This window comes from Brevundimonas balnearis (assembly GCF_042434805.1).
Classification (GTDB): domain Bacteria; phylum Pseudomonadota; class Alphaproteobacteria; order Caulobacterales; family Caulobacteraceae; genus Brevundimonas; species Brevundimonas balnearis.
The window spans coordinates 14500-29962 of sequence record NZ_JBHLSW010000001.1; the positions used below are offsets into that span (position 1 = coordinate 14500).

The window sequence follows — 15463 nt, forward strand, 5'->3', positions numbered from 1 at the left end:
TAAGTTTTCGTCATCCTCCGACAGGTCAGTCCCGCTGCGCGGCCGAGGCTTCCCGGGCGACGCGGAACTCGGAGGTGGGGCGCCACTGCGGCCACTCGCGGCTGTTGGCCAGCTCCAGCCCGGCCCGGAAGTAGACCTCCAGATCCTCCAGCTGGCCCGACAGGTCCCAGTCGGCGGACCACTCGTCATCGGCCTGGTGGTAGCGATTGGCCGTATAGCTGTCGCGGCGGGCGATCCGGTCGGCGATGGGCTCGTCGCGGAAATCGCCGGCCCCGCGCATGTACGCCATCGGCACGCCGCGCTTCGCCAGCGGGAAGTGGTCCGAGCGGAAGTAGGTCCCGGCCGAGGGGTTGGCGTCCGGCACGATCCGACGGCCCTGCCCCTCCACCAGCGCCACTACGCGGTCGTCGAAGTCGGACTGGCCATAGCCCGTCACGCCCATGCCGGTGACCCGGCCATAGACGTTGGCGGCGTCCATGTTGAACCCGCCGACGGTGGTCTCCAGCGGATAGATCGGATTGGCGGCGTAGTACTCCGAGCCGAGAAGCCCGCTTTCCTCCGCCGTGAAGCCGATCAGCACGATCGACCGCTCGGGGCGGGGCGCGGCGGCGTAGGCGTGGGCGATCTCGATCAGGGCGGCGGTGCCCGACGCGTTGTCCACCGCGCCGTTGAAGATGGCGTCGCCGTTCGCGTCCGGCTCGCCGATGCCGATGTGGTCCCAGTGGGCGGTGTAGAGGATGGTCTCGTCCGGGTGCGTCGTTCCGGGCAGGCGCGCCAGGATGTTGTGGGTCTGGATGCGCGAGGTCTCCACGTCGAATCCCGCGTCCAGCGTCGCGCCGGGGATCGGCACCGGCTGGAAGTCCGCCGAGCGTGCGGCGACCTTGAGGGCCTCGAAATCGAGGCCGGCGCGCTCGAACAGCTGGACCGCCACATCACGCTGGATCCACGACTCCAGCGGCACGCGCTCGGCCTCCGCATTCTGGCGCACGATGTCGAACTGGGGTCCGGTCCAGGAGTTGGCCACCGTCGTCCAGCCATAGGAGGCGGGGGCGGTCTCATGAATGATCAGGACGCCGGCCGCGCCCTGCCGCGCGGCTTCCTCGTATTTGTAGGTCCAGCGGCCGTAGTAGGTCATGGCGCGGCCGCCGAAGGTGTCCAGCTCCGGCGCCTCGAAGTCGGCGTCGTTGACCAGGACCACGAGGATTTTCCCGCTCAGGTCCTGGCCCTTGAAATCGTCCCAGTTCCTTTCCGGCGCGCGGATGCCGTAACCGACGAAGACCAGCTCGGCGTCCTGAAGCTCGACCCTCTCACCCGGGCGCCGGGTCGAGATCACCGTCTCCTGCCCCTGGCGCAGCGGCAGGCTCCAGTCGCCGACGCTGAGGGTGGCCGTCGGGTTCGATACGGCGAACCGGGTCAGCTCGACCGGCTGGGTCCAGCCGCCGTCGACGCCGCCCGGCTCGAAGCCGGCCGCCGCGAACCGTTCGCTCATGAAGGCGATGACCTTGTCCTCCGCGGGCGTGCCGATGCCCCGCCCCTCGAACGAGTCGTCCGACAGCTCTCGGATGTTGTTCGTCAGGCGCTCGGCGTCGAACGCGGACTGGGCCAGCGCGGGGCCGGAGACCGTCATCAGGGCGGCGGCGATCAGGGACAAGCGGCGAACGGCCAGACGCATGCGGCGGACTCCTCGGTGAATTCTTGCCGGCGGGACCCTAGAAGGCCATGTCCGTCGTGTCGATGCGGCGCCGCGCTCAGGCCTTGTTCATGGTTGAGCATGAAGGTTGTGGAGAGGGAGATTCGCATGACCATCCGCATCCGAACCGTATCGATCGCCGCCGGTGCGGTTCTCGGCAGCCTGCTGCTTCAGGGCTGCGTCGTCGGCGCCGCGGTCGGCGCGGCCGGGGCCGTGGTCGGCGGCGCGGCCAAGGCCACTGGGGCCGTGGTCGGCGCGGGCGTGGACGCCGTCACCACCTCGGACGAGGAGACCCGCGCCCGCCGCGAACGCGAGCAGCGCGAGTGGGAACGCGAACAGCGCCGCTGCGAGCAGCGTCAGCGCCAGGGGCGCGACTGCTAGAGCCGTTTCTCCATCGCGTAGTTGTGGATGGGCGTGCCCTCCACTTCGAAGTCGCGGCGCGCGAACACGGCGTATCCACGCTTCAGGAGCGCCCGCCGCGCCGCCTCGCTGGCTTCCACGAACAAGCGCCGCAGACCAGCGGCGCGCGCTTCCGCCTCCAGCCGGTCAAGGAGCGCCCCCGCGACGCCGCGCCCCTTCGCCTGCGGGTGGACGTAGAGGAAGTCGATATGGCCGTCGGGCTCCAGGTCCGTGAACCCGACGACGCGGTCCTGAGGATCGATGGCGACCCAGGCCTTTCGGCCATCGGCCATGCGCGCCCGCAGTCGGTCGGCGTCCGGGCCCTGGTCTCGCCAGGCCCGGACCTGGGCCGGGCTGTAGTCGAGGGCGCCGGTGACCTCGACGGCGGCGCGATAGACCGCCGCCATCTGACCCTCATCCCCAACCCGGTAGGCTCCGACCCTCACAGACTCAGCACGCAACGCTCGTGGATCGTCGGGCGCGCCACCTCGATCCGGCACAGGCCGGGCCAGTCGCCCTTCAACTGCTCGGCGAACCAGAGGCACAGGTTTTCGAGGCTGGGCAGCTCCAGACCGGCGTGCTCGTTCAGCATGCCGTGATCCAGGCGCCCGGCCGCGGCCTTCAGGTCCCGCTCCAGCGCCCCCAGGTCCGCCACCCAGCCGTGCTCGGGGTCCAGCGCCTCGGCCCGCACCGTGGCGGCCACGGTGAAGGAATGGCCGTGGATGCGGCGATAGATGCTTCCCTCGGGCTCGTTCGGGAAGTGATGGGCGGCGTCGAACGTCGCCTGTTTGGTGATCTCGAAGGTGGGCATCATCGCACGCCGATGTACTTGTGGGTCTGGACGCTGAGGCGCCATCTGGGGTGGGCGAGGCAGTAGTCGATCGCCGCCGCCATGTTCTCGCGCTGGGCGGGGCCGTCCATCGGCTGCAGCCAGAAACGTTCGAAGCTCAGCCCCTCGAACCGATCCGGCAGGGCGAGCGCCTGCGGATAGACCAGCTTCAGCTCCTGTCCGGACGTCTGCACCACCGGGGCGTCGGCCTTCGGGCTGACGCAGATCCAGTCAATCCCGTCGGGCGCGGCGATCGTGCCGTTGGTCTCCACCGCGATCTCGAACCCCCTCGCCTTCAACGCGGCGATCAGGGCGGCGTCCAGCTGCAGGAGAGGCTCCCCGCCGGTGCAGACGACCAGCCTAGGATCGCCGTCGCGGCCGATCCATTTCCCCGCGACATGGTCGGCCAGCATGTCGGCCGTCTCGAAGCGGCCGCCCCCATCGCCGTCGACGCCCACGAAATCGGTGTCGCAGAAGCTGCACACCGCCCTGGCGCGATCCGCTTCCCGCCCGCTCCACAGGTTGCAGCCGGCGAAGCGCAGGAAGACGGCGGGACGACCGGCCTGGCCCCCCTCCCCCTGGATCGTCAGGAAGGTCTCCTTGACCGCATAACTCATCGGCCGGCTGTCCAGTCGGCCCAGCCCTGGGCGCGCAGCTCGCAGGCGGGGCAGTCGCCGCAGCCATAGCCCCAGGCGTGACGCCGGGTGCGGTCGCCGCGATAGCAGGTGTGGCTGTCCTCGACGATCAGCTCCACCAGGGCGTCGCCGCCCAACTCATGCGCCAGCGCCCACGTCTGGGCCTTCGTCAGGCGCATCAGCGGCGTCGCGATCGGCGTGGGGCGCTCAAGACCCAGGGTCAGGGCCCGCTCCATGGCGTCAATGGTGTCGCGTCGACAGTCGGGATAGCCGGAGAAGTCCGTTTCGCACATGCCGCCGACGAGCACGCCAAGCCCGCGTCGGTCGGCGAGCGCCGCCGCCGCGACGAGGAAGATCAGGTTGCGGCCCGGCACGAAGGTCGTCGGCAGCCCGCGCGCGCCCATCTCGATCTCGCGCTCGGCCGTCAGGGCGCTCTCCGCGATACGGCCGTAGCCCGTCAGATCCACCATGTGGTCCGGACCCAGGCGGTCGGCGAGGTGCGGCAAGGCCGACGCCATGCCCTCGCGAACACGCAGCCGCGCCTCGAGTTCGACCGCGTGGCGCTGGCCGTAGTCGAAGCCGACGGTCTCCACCCGTGCATGACGCGCGAGCGCCCAGGCCAGGCAGGTCGCGCTGTCCTGGCCGCCGGAGAAGAGGACGAGCGCCCCTTCGGATGTCTGGGATCGGAAATCGCTCATGCTGAACCTGCGGTCGGCCAACGGGCCGCGCGCATGCGGAAGGATCGGGACGCTGCGGATGACGGCGGGTGCATACACCGCCTGCCGACCGGACGCAAAACTTCCGGATATCAGCCGAGTAACGGCCATTTCCGCGTTTACGCTTCCGCAAACCGTTTCAGCGCATTGTCCACAGCGGAAACGGAGTAACGGCCAGTATGCCGACCATCGAAGTTCTGACGGAACGCGTCGATCCCGTGTCGCCCGACACCCCGGGATCGGTCATTTTCGCCCGTTTCCAGGATGCGCCGGACACTCTGGTCATTCCGGTCGTCGATGACGGTCAGCCGCTCGGCCTGATCGAGCGCAACGCCTTCCTGCTGAAGATCGCCGGGCCGTTCGGTCATGCCCTGTACGCGCACCGTCCGGTGACGCAGATCATGGACGCCGAACCCGCCGTCGTCGAAGCCGGCGTCGCCATCGACGTCTTCTGCGACATCATGCTGAAGGGCGGACCCGCCGCCCTGACCCGCGGCTTCATCGTCACCCGCGAGGGCCGCTACTGGGGGGTCGGCACGGCTCTGTCGCTCCTCAAGGCCTCGCACGAGCGCCAGCGGGTCCAGAACGCCGAGCTCGCCGAGCAGGCGCGGGTGCTGCAGGACACGCGCACCCAGGCGCTCGCCTCGGCCCGAGCCAAGAGCCAGTTCCTCGCGATCATGAGCCACGAGCTTCGCACGCCGATGAACGGCGTGCTGGCTGTCGCGGAGCTGCTGCGCCGGCAGCCGCTCAACGAGGCCGCCCAGGCGCACGTCCGCACGATCGTGGACTCCTCCGAGACGCTCCTGCGCATCCTGCAGGACGCCCTGGACCTCTCCCGCGCCGAGGCCGGCGAGCTGGAGATCGACCGCCAGCCGACGCGGCTGCGCGGGCTGATGGACGATATCCAGTCCATGTGGGAGCCTCGCGCGTCGCAGGATCAGATTTCTTTCCTCGGCGCCTATGAGGGCGACACCGAACTGGCCGCTCTGGTCGACGGCGTCCGCATCAAGCAGGTCTTCAACAACCTGATCGGCAACGCGCTGAAGTTCGCCCAGAACGGCGTCGTCGAGGCCAGCCTGAAGGCTCACGCCGAGGGCGAGACCGTCATCATCGAGGGTCGGGTGCGCGACGACGGTCCCGGCATCGACCCTACGCGGCTGGACGCCATCTTCGAGCCGTTCGTTCACGGCTCCGGCCCCGACGGGGCCGGTCTGGGGCTGTCGATCTGCCGCCAGATCATCGAGGCGCTCGACGGCCGCATCTGGGCCGAGAACAATCCCGGTCGCGGCGCCACCTTCCACTTCGCGATCAATGCCTCACGAGCCCAGCTGGAACAGGAGGCGCCGTCCAACGTGGCGGAGCTCTCCGAACTTCATCTTCAGTCTCAACCCCACGTCCTGATCGTGGACGACAACGCGACCAACCGCGTCGTCGCCCAGGCTCTGTGCGAGATGTTCGGCTGCACCTCAGAGACCGCCGAGGACGGCCAGGAAGCGCTGGATATCGTTCAGGAACGCGGCTTCGATCTGATCCTCATGGACATCAAGATGCCGCGCATGGACGGGGTGGCGGCCACCAACGCCATACGGGCTCTGGGCGGCGACGCCGGCCGCACGCCGATCCTCGCGCTCACGGCCAACGCCGACCCCGACGACGCCAAGCATTATCTGTCCATCGGCATGGCCGCCGTGGTCGAGAAGCCCATCAAGCCCGAACGGCTGCGCATGGCCATGAACATGGCGCTGGAGTCCCATGCGCAGGACGTCGCGGGGGACGCCCCGCCGGTCCGATCCTTTCGATCCGTCGCCTGACGCGGGTCGGAGTCAGGGCGCGCCCTCGCCCACGCCGTCCACGTCCTCATCGTCATAGCCCACCAGTCGAAGCGCGCGCGCGGAGCGCCCGCTCAGCTCGCACCAGCGCAACAAGCCCTCCTCCCGTCCGTGGGTGATCCAGACCTCGCCCGGATCAACCTCCGCTATGGTCTGGACCAGCTCGTCCCAGTCGGCGTGGTCCGAGATGATCAGCGGCAGCTCCGCGCCGCGCTGTCGCGCGCGGGCGCGGACGCCCATCCACCCGGAGGCGAAGGCCACCACCGGGTCCGCGAACCGCCGCGACCAGCGGTCCTGGGTCGCGCTGGGCGGGGCCAGCACGATTTCGCCCGCCGAGGCGCCGGCCCTGAGGCCGGTGGCGGGCCGAAGCTCGCCCAGCGCCACGCCCTCGCGCTGGTAAAGGGCGTTGAGACGCTCCAGCGCGCCGTGGACGTAGATCGGTCGATCCCAGCCGGCGAGCCGCAGCAGACTGATCACCCGCTGCGCCTTGCCGAGCGCATAGGCGCCGACCAGATGGGTCCGGTCCGGAAACTGCCTGACCGACGCCAGAAGACGGTTCGCCTCCGCCGTCGCGTCCGGATGCCGGAAGACCGGAAGGCCGAAGGTCGCCTCGGTGATGAACACGTCGCACGCGATCGGCTCGAACGGGAGGCACGTCGGATCGGCGCGACGCTTGTAGTCTCCCGAGACCACGATCTTCTGACCGAGGCCGCGCACGATCGCCTGAGCGGACCCGAGCACGTGGCCGGCGGGCGCGAAGGCCACCTCGACGCCTCCGCGCACGACCGTCTCGCCGAAGGCGAGCGGCTCGGCCCGACCGGCGAAGTCAGGCCCGTAACGCTCGGCCATGACGGCCAGCGTCTGCGGCGTCGCCACGACCACGCCGTGGCCGGGTCGGGCGTGGTCCGCATGGCCGTGGGTGATCACCGCGCGGTCCACCGGTTCGACCGGATCGATATAGAAGTCGCCAGGCTCGCAGTAGAGGCCCTTGGGCATGGGGCGCAGCAGGTCTTCCGGACGGGCCATGACCCACATATGGTCGCCGTCGGATCGCTCGTGAAGACGGGCCGCCGCCAGGAGTCCCATGACCGCCGCCATCGACCCCCTGCTGCCGCAGCTCGCCTCGGCGGCCGCCCATACCCACGCGCTGGGCTTCGTGTTCGACGGCCGTATCGAGGAGCGCGTGCGGCTGCGCGTACCCTATCGTGACGACCTCGTCGGGGACCCGAAGTCCGGGGTCCTGTCCGGCGGTCTGGTGACGACCCTGCTCGATCATGTGGGCGGATTGGCGGTCTGGACCGCGCTCGACGCGTTCGAACCGATCGCGACCCTGGACCTCAGGGTGGATTACATGCGGGCGGCGGAGCCGGGCCGTGACCTGATCGCCGAGGCGCGGTGCTACCGGGTGACGCCTTCTATCGCCTTCGTGAGGGCCTGGGCCTTCGACGCGACCGTCGAGGATCCCGTGGCGGCCGCCCAGTCGACCTATATCCGAACCCGTGACGGCGGGGACCGTCTCGGCGCCAATCTACGGACGAGGGATGGGCGATGACCGCGCCCCTGGACGCCGCCCCGTACGCTCGCTTCCTGGGGCTCAGACAGCATCTCGCGGGCTCCGAGCTGACCGTGACCATGCCGTTCCATGATCGGTTGATCGGCAATCCGCTGCTGCCCGCGCTCCACGGAGGTTCGACCGCCGCGCTGATGGAGCTGACGGCGGTCGGTCAGGTCGCCGTCCTGTTTCCGCGCGATCGGCTGCCGCGTCCGATCAACGTCACGGTCGCCTATCTGAGGAGCGGGCGACCTGTGGACGTTCATGCTCGCGCGATCATCAGGAAGGCGGGTCGACGGGTGGTCCACGTCGAATGCGAAGCCTGGCAGGACGATCCGACCAGCCCGATCGCCCGCCTTCAGGCGCACTTTCTAGTTGATGGAGACGACTTGTAGTTGCGTTCGGCTGAATCTTGAGGATCAATGCGCCTCCTAACGGAGGAACGCTCGATGACCCGCGAAACCATCGGCCTGCGCCTCGCCGAACAGCTCTACGCCGCCGAGAGGGCGATCGACGTCGCCCTGGCGGAGGCGGCGACCCTGACCGCCATGCTGCCCGAGGCGCGTCGAGACGCGTACCTCTCGGCCACCGTCGCCCAGTCCGCGTTCAGCGCCTCGGCGGCCTCGGTCGCCGCCCTCGCCTCGGCGCGGGGCGAGCTCGCCGCCGCGCATCGGGTGCTCGGGGCGCTGGCGAAGTCTCTTGGACTTGAAGCACTTGCATCCGGCCCGGTCGACAAACCTGACGACGAACGGCCGGGTCCGGGATACTGCCGACCCGTCGAAGTTAACGAAAAGTAAAGAGGGCTTCCCGGGACCAGACGCATATGTTAAGACTTCCTTTACCCATTAAGGAGGGCTTAGCGTGGAAAAGAGTGAAGTCGTCGCTGGTCTGGCCAGCGATCTGTATGCGGCCGAAGCGGCCGTGGACGCCGCGATCGTCAAGGCCACGACCCTGGTCCAGGCGATGATCGCCGCGCGCACCGAGCTGTCGGTCGCCGCGACCGTCGGCGCCGGCGCGCAGGCCAAGGCCATGGAATCGCTGGCCGCCCTGAGCGAGGCCCGCGAAGCCATCACGGCCTCGCATACCGAGATGGCCAAGGATCACCGTCGCATGGGCTGGGGCGTCTACGCCGCCGGTCCGGTCAACAAGCCGCCGGAAGATGGCCGCCCGATCGAATGGGCGCAACTTACTCGCGTTGCCTAAATTCGCGGTAAGCTAACACCCTCCCTGTTTCGAGGTCCTTAGCTTCTAGGGTAAGGTCGCCCCTGCGTTCACTCGCGGGGGCGATTCCTTGTTCGACACCCTTTATGCCCAGGTCGGCGCCGCGCTGATGGTGAGCGTATCCGCTTTCGCTTTCATCAAGGGGCAGGATCCGGAGCGATTTGGAGCCGGAGCCTATCTGCTCGCCTGGTTTGCGACGCTACTGCTGCAGGACGACATCGGCTTGTACAACAATGCGCCAATACTGTTTGGCATCGACGTATTCGTGCTGATCGTTTTCTGCGGTTTGTCATGGAAATCGGCGAACACGTGGCCCGTTTGGGCCGCTGCGCTTCAACTCTTGCCGGTGCTTAGCCATGTCATGATGGCTGTCGACGTCCGTCCGCCGGCCGCCTCCTTCTATGCGATCCAGAACCTGGCCAGCATCGGCATCCTGGTGGCCATCGCGCTGGGCACCTTCTGGACCTGGCAGGAACGCCGGGCGGCCGGCTTGGAATAGGCTGAAATTCCTATAGCCTCGGGGCGAATCACGGATTCGCCATGCCGCTCAACCACACCCAGCTCTGGACCGCTCTTGACGCCCTCGCCCGGCGCGAGGGTCTGAGCGCTTCGGCCCTGGCGAAGCGGGCCGGCCTCGATCCCACGGCCTTCAACCTGTCGAAGCGCACCGGGCCCGGCCCCTCGGGCCGTCCGCGCTGGCCCTCGACCGAGAGCCTGATGGCGGTGCTTCAGGCGACCGGCGTCAGCCTGGGAGAGTTCGCGGCGCTGGCGAAGGACGCAGGCCCCACTCCCACCGCGCCCCTGCTGGGGATGGCGCAGGCCGGTCTGGACGGGTTCTTCGACGACGCGGGCCTGCCGGCCGGCGACTGGGACGCGACGGACCTGCCGGCGCCCCGAGAGACGCTGTTCAGCCTGAGGATCGTCGGCGATTCTATGACCCCCCTCTATCGCGAGGGCGACAAGGTCATCGTCGACCGGGCGGAGACCCGGGTTCGCAAGGGCGACCGGGTCGTGGTCCGCACGCGCGACGGCGAGGTGATGGCCAAGGAACTGGGCGGGCAGGCCGGGCGATCGGTGACGCTGCTGTCGATCAATCCGGCCTATCCGCCACGGATCGTGCCCAAGGCGCGGATCGACTGGATGGCCCGCATCCTCTGGGTCAGCCAGTAAGGAAAGGGCCGCCCCCCTTTTAGGAGCGGCCCCGACCTTCGGATCAGTAGTAGGTGACGTAGTTGGCGTTGACCCAGCCGCCGCCGGCGATCTGGACCCACTCGCCCTGCGAGCCCGTGGCGGTGAAGCCCTGGCCCGCGCTCAGGCTGCCGACCTGGCGGTAGTTGGTGCCCGGACCCGAGCGGATGCGCAGGTTCGAGGTGGCGCGGTACATGTCGCCGCGCGGCTGGGCGGCGGCGCGGGCCCGCTGCTGGTTGCAGCCGATGTAGGAGCCGGCCGCGGCGCCCGCGCCGGCGCCGACCACCGCGCCCAGGGTCCGCTCATTGTCGGACACCTGGCTGCCGGCCAGGCCGCCGATGACCGCGCCGATCAGGGCGCCGGCGCGCTGGCGGCCGCCCGGGGCGTCGCAGTTGGTGATGCCGTTGGCCTGCTGGGCCAGCGCCGGCGCGGGCGCGGCGATCAGCATGGACGCCGCGAGCGCGGTCGAGGCCAGGGCGGCGGAAACGGATTTCGACATGACGGTCTCCTGTCCTTTCGTTGTCGATGACGGGAGAATGCGCCGCCCAAGCTGAAGGCTCCGCCAGCGCGGCGGTTAGGCGCGGTTCATCTTCATGCGGCCAGCCGCCCCTCCGCGCCGGCCTCGATCAGGGCGATGGTCTGGGGCAGGCCGTAGATGGCGGCGAAGGAGCCGAAGCGCGGCCCCTGGGTCTGGCCCAGCAGCACCTCATAGAGCGCCGCGAACCAGGCCCTGAGCGGCTCGAACCCGTGGTCCTTGCCGACCGCATAGACCTCGTTCTGGATCGTCTCGCCGTCCGCCGTCTCGGGCAGCGTCCTGAGCCGCGCGGCGAGGTCCAGCAGGGCCGCCTTCTCCTTGTCCGTCGGGGCGCGATAGGCCTTCGCGGGCTTCACGAAGTCCTCGTAGTAGTTGAGCGCATAGCCCATCAGCCGGTCCAGCAGCGGCTCGCTGTCGGCGGTCGCGCCGGGCAGGTAGCGGGCGAAGTAGGCCCACAGCGCCGCCTTGTCCGAGGCGTTGGCGACGCCGACCAGGTTCAGCAGGAGCGCGAACGACACCGGCGACGCCTGCCGCGGCGGGTCGCCGGCGTGGATCGACCAGACCGGGTTGTCGATCTGCTTCTCCGGCTCCTGGGCCGGATACATCTCGATGTGCTGCAGATAGTCGTCGGTGGCGCGCGGGATGACGTCGAAGTGCAGCTTCTTGGCCGACTTCGGCGACTGGAACATGTACCAGCTCAGGCTCTCCGGCGCGCCGTAGCGCAGCCACTGCTCCATGGTCAGGCCGTTGCCCTTGGACTTGGAGATCTTCTGCCCGTGCTCGTCGAGGAACAGTTCGAAGTTGAAGCCCTCGGGCGGCACGCCGCCGAGCGCGCGGCAGACCTTCGACGACACCTTGACCGAGTCGATCAGGTCCTTGCCCGACATCTCGTAGTCGACGTCGAGCGCGGTCCAGCGCATGGCCCAGTCGGGCTTCCACTGCAGCTTCACATGGCCGCCGGTGACGAGGACCTCGACGCGCGCGCCGTCCTCGTCCTCGAACACGATCGTGCCCTTGGACACGTTCCGCTCCAGCGTCGGGACCTGCAGCACGCGGCCGGTCGTGGGGCTGACCGGCAGGAAGGGCGAATAGGTGGCGCGCCGGTCGGGGCCCAGCGTCGGCAGCATGATGGCCTGAACGTCGTCGAAGCGCTCGAGCAGGGTCAGCAGGGTCGCATCGAACATGCCCGAGCGGTAGCAGTCGGTGGACGACAGGAACTCGTAGTCGAAGCCGAAGCCGTCCAGGAAGGCGCGCAGCCGGGCGTTGTTGTGCCGCCCGAAGCTGTCGTGGGTCCCGAACGGGTCGCGCACGACGGTCAGGGGCTTGCCCAGGTCCTCCCTCAGCATGTCGGGGTTGGGGATGCCGTCCGGGACCTTCCTGAGCCCGTCCATGTCGTCGGAGAAGGCGATCAGGCGCGTCGGCCAGCGATCGCCGGTCAGGGCGCGGAAGGCGGTGCGCACCATGGTCGTGCGCGCCACCTCGCCGAAGGTGCCCATGTGCGGCAGGCCTGACGGGCCGTAGCCGGTCTCCAGCACAACGGGCCGGGCCAGTTCGGGCCAGGTCTTCAGCGCCTCGTCGGTCCTGCCCGCCTCGATCAGGGCGCGGGCCTTCTGACGCTCGCCCTCCGGAAGGCGCTTGGCCAGCACATGGGTCAGCAGGTTGCGGGCCTGTTCGAACGGCCAGGCGCGCGCGGCGAAGGCGCGATCGACGAGATGGGTCAGCATGGGTCAGGCTTTGCGGCGACGAACGCCCCGGGTCAATGGAGACAGGCCGGGAAGCGGTTTTGAGACGGTCGGAACATGCGTCTCTATCGTCTCGAAACTCTCAAAACCCGTGCGACGGAACGACCGACGGAAGGAGCCTACCACGCCTCCGGAAGGGGAAGGCGTGGCGCCCTGCCCCGGCCCGCAAAATCTCGCGCCGCCCGCATCCGAACGGCGGCCTGGCCGCCTCTCACTCTCAGACCACGAGGGGAGACCATCCATGATCCGACGCCTTTCGGCCCTGTGCGCGGCCGTGATCGCGCTCGCCCTGACGCCGGCGGCGGCGCGGGCCCAGCCGGGACCGCCGCCCGACCCGGCGAGCGTGACCCTGAGCGCCGAGCAGAGCCGCGCCGTTATCGACGCGCTGGGCCAGGTGCTGCGCGAGCGCTTCGCCTTTCCCGACCGGGGCGCCGTCGCCGCGCGCGAGATCGAGGCCATGCAGGACAGGGGCGAGTTCGACGACGCCCGCACCGCGGCCGGCCTTCTGGAGCTTATCGACGCGCGGGTCGCGCCGGTGGTGAACGACCGCCATTTCCGCGTCCGCTACATGGGCCCCGAGATCCTGGCCACCTTCCGCGAGGGACCGCCGCCGCCCGAGGAGATCGCCGCCTTCCACGAGGAGATGCGGCTGCGCGGCGCGGAGATCCCGGACGTGCGCTGGCTGGACGGAAATGTCGGGTACCTGAGGATCACGCGGTTCATGGACGCGCCGCCCTTCGCCCAGAAGCTGGCGGCGGCGATGGGGATGCTGGCGGACACCAGCGCCCTGATCATCGACGTGCGCGGCGCGCCGGGCGGGGAGCCGGCGGGGGTCGCCGCCGTGATCGGCCATCTGGTCGACCAGCCCACGCCCACGGTGCGGCTGGTCGATCCGGCGGGCCCCGCGCAGGGCCGCGTGTTCGTCGCCGAACCGCGCGATCCCGCCTATGCCTCGCGCCCGGTCTATGTGCTGATCGACGGCGAGACCGGGTCCGGCGCGGAGGAATTCGCCTATGACCTCCAGGCGATGGGCCGCGCGACTCTGGTGGGCCAGGCCACCTATGGCGCCGCCACCCCCGGCGGCTTTCGCCCCCTGGCCGAAGGCTTCGCCGCCTTCATCCCCATGCAGGTGGTGACCAACACGGTGACCGGCGCGAACTGGGAGGGCGTCGGCGTACGTCCGGACGTGGAGGCGCCCGCGGACCAGGCGCTGGACGTGGCCCGCCGGCTGGCGCTCGAGGCCGTGTTGCGGGATGCGGACGGGCTGCGCAGGGCCATCGCCGAGGAGGGGCTGGCGGGGTTGGGAGGCTGAGCACGGCTTTGCTTCTCCCCTTGTCGAGAAGGGATGAACTGAAGGCCTGCCCCTGCTCGTCCTCTGGGCCCGCAATCGCCTCCCTTCGCCACAGCTCAGCGGGCGGACACGCCTCACCCTTCGTGACAGGGGAGAAGGAAAGGAGGGGCCGCTTCCGCCGATCACAGCGGAATATTATCGTGCTTCTTCCACGGATTGCTCTGCGTCTTCCCCTTCAGCGTCCGTAGCGCCTTGATCAGGCGGCGCCGCGTGCCGTGGGGCATGATGACGTCGTCGATGTAGCCCAGGCGGGCGGCGACGAAGGGGTTGGCGAAGCGGTCCTTGTACTCGGCCTCCCGCGCCGCCAGGGCCTCGGGGTCGCCGGCTTCCTTGCGGAAGATGATCTCGACCGCGCCCTTGGCGCCCATGACGGCGATCTCGGCGGTGGGCCAGGCGTAGTTGACGTCGCCGCGCAGGTGCTTGGAGCTCATCACGTCATAGGCGCCGCCATAGGCCTTTCGCGTGATGACGGTCAGCTTGGGCACCGTGGCCTCGGCGTAGGCGAAAAGGAGCTTGGCGCCGTGCTTGATCAGGCCGCCGTACTCCTGGCGCGTGCCGGGCATGAAGCCGGGCACGTCGACGAAGGTCACCAGCGGAATGCCGAAGGCGTCGCAGAAGCGGACGAAGCGGGCGGCCTTGCGGCTGGAGTCGATGTCGAGCACGCCGGCCAGCACCTGGGGCTGGTTGGCGACGACGCCGACGGTCTGGCCGTCCAGGCGGCCGAAGCCGCAGACGATGTTCCTGGCGTAGTCGGCTGAGATCTCGAAGAAATCGGCCTCGTCCACGACCTTCAGGATCAGCTCCTTCATGTCATAGGGCTGGTTCGGATTGTCCGGGACCAGGGTGTCGAGCGAGGGCTCGTCCCGGTCGGGGTCGTCGTAGCTTTCGCGGATCGGGGGCTTCTCGCGGTTCGACAGGGGCAGGAAGCCGATCAGGCGGCGCACCTCGGCCAGCGCCTCCAGATCGTTGTCGAAGGCGCCGTCGGACACGCCGGACTTCTTGCTGTGCACCGAGGCGCCGCCCAGGTCCTCGTGGCTGACCACCTCGTTGGTGACCGTCTTCACCACGTCCGGGCCGGTCACGTACATGTAGGAGGTGTCCTTCACCATGAAGATGAAGTCGGTGATGGCGGGCGAATACACGTCGCCGCCGGCGCAGGGGCCCATGATGACGCTGATCTGGGGGATGACGCCCGACGCCAGGGTGTTCTGAAGGAAGATGTCGGCGTAACCCGCCAGGCTCTCGACGCCCTCCTGGATGCGGGCGCCGCCGGCGTCGAACAGGCCGATGATGGGGGCGCCGTTGGTCAGGGCCATGGTCTGAAGCTTGACGATCTTGGCCGCGTGGGCGCCCGACAGGGAGCCGCCGAAGACCGTGAAATCCTTGGAGAAGACATAGACCAGCCGGCCGCCGATGGTGCCCCGGCCCGTGACCACGCCGTCGCCGGGGATGCGCTGCTTCTCCATCCCGAAGTCGTGGGAGCGGTGCTCCACGAACATGTCGGTCTCCTCGAACGAGCCCTCGTCCAGCAGGACGTCGATGCGCTCGCGCGCGGTCAGCTTGCCCTTGGCGTGCTGGGCGGCGATGCGCGTCTCGCCGCCGCCGAGACGGGCCGCCGCGCGGCGGGCTTCGAGCTGTTCCAGGATGTCTTGCATGGGGGCCTCCTCAACAATCGCTTAGCCCTTCTCCCCTTGCGGGAGAAGGTGGCCGAGCAGAGCGAGGTCGGATGAGGGGTTTCTCGGAGGGCTAAGCGCGGCCCCTAATCCGTCAGGCTTC

18 protein-coding genes are annotated in these 15463 nt (G+C 69.2%); 9 read left to right on the forward strand and 9 right to left on the reverse strand.

Annotated elements, in window-relative coordinates:
* Positions 1–25: 25 nt before the first annotated feature.
* Positions 26–1672, reverse strand: a complete 1647-nt coding sequence (locus ACFFGE_RS00075) for a M28 family metallopeptidase (protein WP_376833078.1) — start codon at positions 1670–1672, stop codon at positions 26–28.
* Between the two features lie 126 nt (positions 1673–1798).
* Here ACFFGE_RS00075 and ACFFGE_RS00080 point away from each other — a divergent pair, with 126 nt between their 5' ends.
* Entirely contained in the window at positions 1799–2071 is a 273-nt protein-coding gene (locus ACFFGE_RS00080) for a hypothetical protein (RefSeq protein ID WP_376833080.1), read from the forward strand.
* On the opposite strand, the gene ACFFGE_RS00085 is transcribed toward ACFFGE_RS00080, so the two are convergent.
* The 4 genes from ACFFGE_RS00085 to queC are packed head-to-tail and all read right to left on the reverse strand — an operon-like array spanning position 2068 to position 4251.
* Positions 2068–2496 (reverse strand): GNAT family N-acetyltransferase, encoded by a 429-nt coding sequence (locus ACFFGE_RS00085; protein WP_376833082.1) that lies wholly within the window; start codon positions 2494–2496, stop codon positions 2068–2070. The genes ACFFGE_RS00080 and ACFFGE_RS00085 overlap by 4 nt on opposite strands.
* Positions 2497–2531: 35 nt before the next feature.
* Positions 2532–2900, reverse strand: a complete 369-nt coding sequence (locus ACFFGE_RS00090) for a 6-pyruvoyl trahydropterin synthase family protein (protein ID WP_376833084.1) — start codon at positions 2898–2900, stop codon at positions 2532–2534.
* On the reverse strand, positions 2900–3535 hold the full coding sequence (gene queE / locus ACFFGE_RS00095) for a 7-carboxy-7-deazaguanine synthase (protein ID WP_376833086.1): 636 nt from the start codon (positions 3533–3535) through the stop codon (positions 2900–2902). The genes ACFFGE_RS00090 and queE overlap by 1 nt, the downstream gene beginning before the upstream one ends.
* A complete protein-coding gene (gene queC, locus ACFFGE_RS00100) occupies positions 3532–4251 on the reverse strand; it encodes a 7-cyano-7-deazaguanine synthase QueC (protein WP_376833088.1) in 720 nt (239 codons plus the stop codon). Before queC ends, queE begins: the two co-directional genes overlap by 4 nt.
* Positions 4252–4448: 197 nt before the next feature.
* Here queC and ACFFGE_RS00105 point away from each other — a divergent pair, with 197 nt between their 5' ends.
* Positions 4449–6080, forward strand: coding sequence for a response regulator (locus ACFFGE_RS00105; RefSeq protein WP_376833090.1), 1632 nt, complete (start codon positions 4449–4451; stop codon positions 6078–6080).
* A gap of 12 nt (positions 6081–6092) precedes the next feature.
* Here the strand turns inward: ACFFGE_RS00105 and ACFFGE_RS00110 are convergent, their stop codons facing one another.
* Entirely contained in the window at positions 6093–7124 is a 1032-nt protein-coding gene (locus ACFFGE_RS00110) for a ligase-associated DNA damage response exonuclease (RefSeq protein ID WP_376833318.1), read from the reverse strand.
* Between the two features lie 58 nt (positions 7125–7182).
* Here ACFFGE_RS00110 and ACFFGE_RS00115 point away from each other — a divergent pair, with 58 nt between their 5' ends.
* From ACFFGE_RS00115 to ACFFGE_RS00140, 6 genes are all read left to right on the forward strand, one after another.
* Positions 7183–7650 (forward strand): PaaI family thioesterase, encoded by a 468-nt coding sequence (locus tag ACFFGE_RS00115; protein WP_376833092.1) that lies wholly within the window; start codon positions 7183–7185, stop codon positions 7648–7650.
* Entirely contained in the window at positions 7647–8045 is a 399-nt protein-coding gene (locus ACFFGE_RS00120) for a PaaI family thioesterase (protein ID WP_376833094.1), read from the forward strand. Before ACFFGE_RS00115 ends, ACFFGE_RS00120 begins: the two co-directional genes overlap by 4 nt.
* Before the next feature lie 54 nt (positions 8046–8099).
* Positions 8100–8447, forward strand: a complete 348-nt coding sequence (locus ACFFGE_RS00125; protein ID WP_376833096.1) for a hypothetical protein — start codon at positions 8100–8102, stop codon at positions 8445–8447.
* Positions 8448–8511: 64 nt separating this feature from the next.
* On the forward strand, positions 8512–8853 hold the full coding sequence (locus tag ACFFGE_RS00130) for a hypothetical protein (protein ID WP_376833098.1): 342 nt from the start codon (positions 8512–8514) through the stop codon (positions 8851–8853).
* A gap of 88 nt (positions 8854–8941) precedes the next feature.
* Complete coding sequence (locus tag ACFFGE_RS00135) at positions 8942–9370, forward strand: hypothetical protein (protein WP_376833100.1); 429 nt, start codon at positions 8942–8944, stop codon at positions 9368–9370.
* Positions 9371–9411: 41 nt separating this feature from the next.
* Positions 9412–10041 (forward strand): S24 family peptidase, encoded by a 630-nt coding sequence (locus ACFFGE_RS00140; protein WP_376833102.1) that lies wholly within the window; start codon positions 9412–9414, stop codon positions 10039–10041.
* 43 nt (positions 10042–10084) lie between these two features.
* On the opposite strand, the gene ACFFGE_RS00145 is transcribed toward ACFFGE_RS00140, so the two are convergent.
* Positions 10085–10558, reverse strand: a complete 474-nt coding sequence (locus ACFFGE_RS00145) for an SH3 domain-containing protein (RefSeq protein WP_376833104.1) — start codon at positions 10556–10558, stop codon at positions 10085–10087.
* Between the two features lie 92 nt (positions 10559–10650).
* Entirely contained in the window at positions 10651–12318 is a 1668-nt protein-coding gene (locus tag ACFFGE_RS00150; RefSeq protein ID WP_376833106.1) for a lysine--tRNA ligase, read from the reverse strand.
* A 259-nt stretch (positions 12319–12577) separates the two neighbouring features.
* Between ACFFGE_RS00150 and ACFFGE_RS00155 the strand changes: the two genes are divergently transcribed.
* A complete protein-coding gene (locus ACFFGE_RS00155; protein WP_376833108.1) occupies positions 12578–13648 on the forward strand; it encodes a S41 family peptidase in 1071 nt (356 codons plus the stop codon).
* A gap of 161 nt (positions 13649–13809) precedes the next feature.
* Here ACFFGE_RS00155 and ACFFGE_RS00160 read toward each other — a convergent pair whose 3' ends face one another.
* Positions 13810–15342 carry an acyl-CoA carboxylase subunit beta gene (locus ACFFGE_RS00160; protein ID WP_376833110.1) on the reverse strand — a complete coding sequence of 511 codons (1533 nt, stop codon included), beginning with the start codon at positions 15340–15342 and terminating at the stop codon, positions 13810–13812.
* Between the last annotated feature and the right edge of the window lie 121 nt (positions 15343–15463).

Excerpts from the sequence above, each read along its gene's own strand:
- ACFFGE_RS00080 (WP_376833080.1), top strand. The coding sequence starts at position 1,799 with ATGACCATCCGCATCCGAACCGTATCGATCGCCGCCGGTGCGGTTCTC.
- ACFFGE_RS00145 (WP_376833104.1), bottom strand. The coding sequence starts at position 10,558 with ATGTCGAAATCCGTTTCCGCCGCCCTGGCCTCGACCGCGCTCGCGGCG.
- ACFFGE_RS00155 (WP_376833108.1), top strand. The coding sequence starts at position 12,578 with ATGATCCGACGCCTTTCGGCCCTGTGCGCGGCCGTGATCGCGCTCGCC.
- ACFFGE_RS00110 (WP_376833318.1), bottom strand. The coding sequence starts at position 7,124 with ATGGCCCGTCCGGAAGACCTGCTGCGCCCCATGCCCAAGGGCCTCTAC.
- queE (WP_376833086.1), bottom strand. The coding sequence starts at position 3,535 with ATGAGTTATGCGGTCAAGGAGACCTTCCTGACGATCCAGGGGGAGGGG.
- ACFFGE_RS00115 (WP_376833092.1), top strand. The coding sequence starts at position 7,183 with ATGACCGCCGCCATCGACCCCCTGCTGCCGCAGCTCGCCTCGGCGGCC.
- ACFFGE_RS00105 (WP_376833090.1), top strand. The coding sequence starts at position 4,449 with ATGCCGACCATCGAAGTTCTGACGGAACGCGTCGATCCCGTGTCGCCC.
- ACFFGE_RS00075 (WP_376833078.1), bottom strand. The coding sequence starts at position 1,672 with ATGCGTCTGGCCGTTCGCCGCTTGTCCCTGATCGCCGCCGCCCTGATG.
- ACFFGE_RS00150 (WP_376833106.1), bottom strand. The coding sequence starts at position 12,318 with ATGCTGACCCATCTCGTCGATCGCGCCTTCGCCGCGCGCGCCTGGCCG.
- ACFFGE_RS00090 (WP_376833084.1), bottom strand. The coding sequence starts at position 2,900 with ATGCCCACCTTCGAGATCACCAAACAGGCGACGTTCGACGCCGCCCAT.
- ACFFGE_RS00120 (WP_376833094.1), top strand. The coding sequence starts at position 7,647 with ATGACCGCGCCCCTGGACGCCGCCCCGTACGCTCGCTTCCTGGGGCTC.
- ACFFGE_RS00140 (WP_376833102.1), top strand. The coding sequence starts at position 9,412 with ATGCCGCTCAACCACACCCAGCTCTGGACCGCTCTTGACGCCCTCGCC.
- ACFFGE_RS00085 (WP_376833082.1), bottom strand. The coding sequence starts at position 2,496 with ATGGCGGCGGTCTATCGCGCCGCCGTCGAGGTCACCGGCGCCCTCGAC.
- ACFFGE_RS00160 (WP_376833110.1), bottom strand. The coding sequence starts at position 15,342 with ATGCAAGACATCCTGGAACAGCTCGAAGCCCGCCGCGCGGCGGCCCGT.
- queC (WP_376833088.1), bottom strand. The coding sequence starts at position 4,251 with ATGAGCGATTTCCGATCCCAGACATCCGAAGGGGCGCTCGTCCTCTTC.
- ACFFGE_RS00125 (WP_376833096.1), top strand. The coding sequence starts at position 8,100 with ATGACCCGCGAAACCATCGGCCTGCGCCTCGCCGAACAGCTCTACGCC.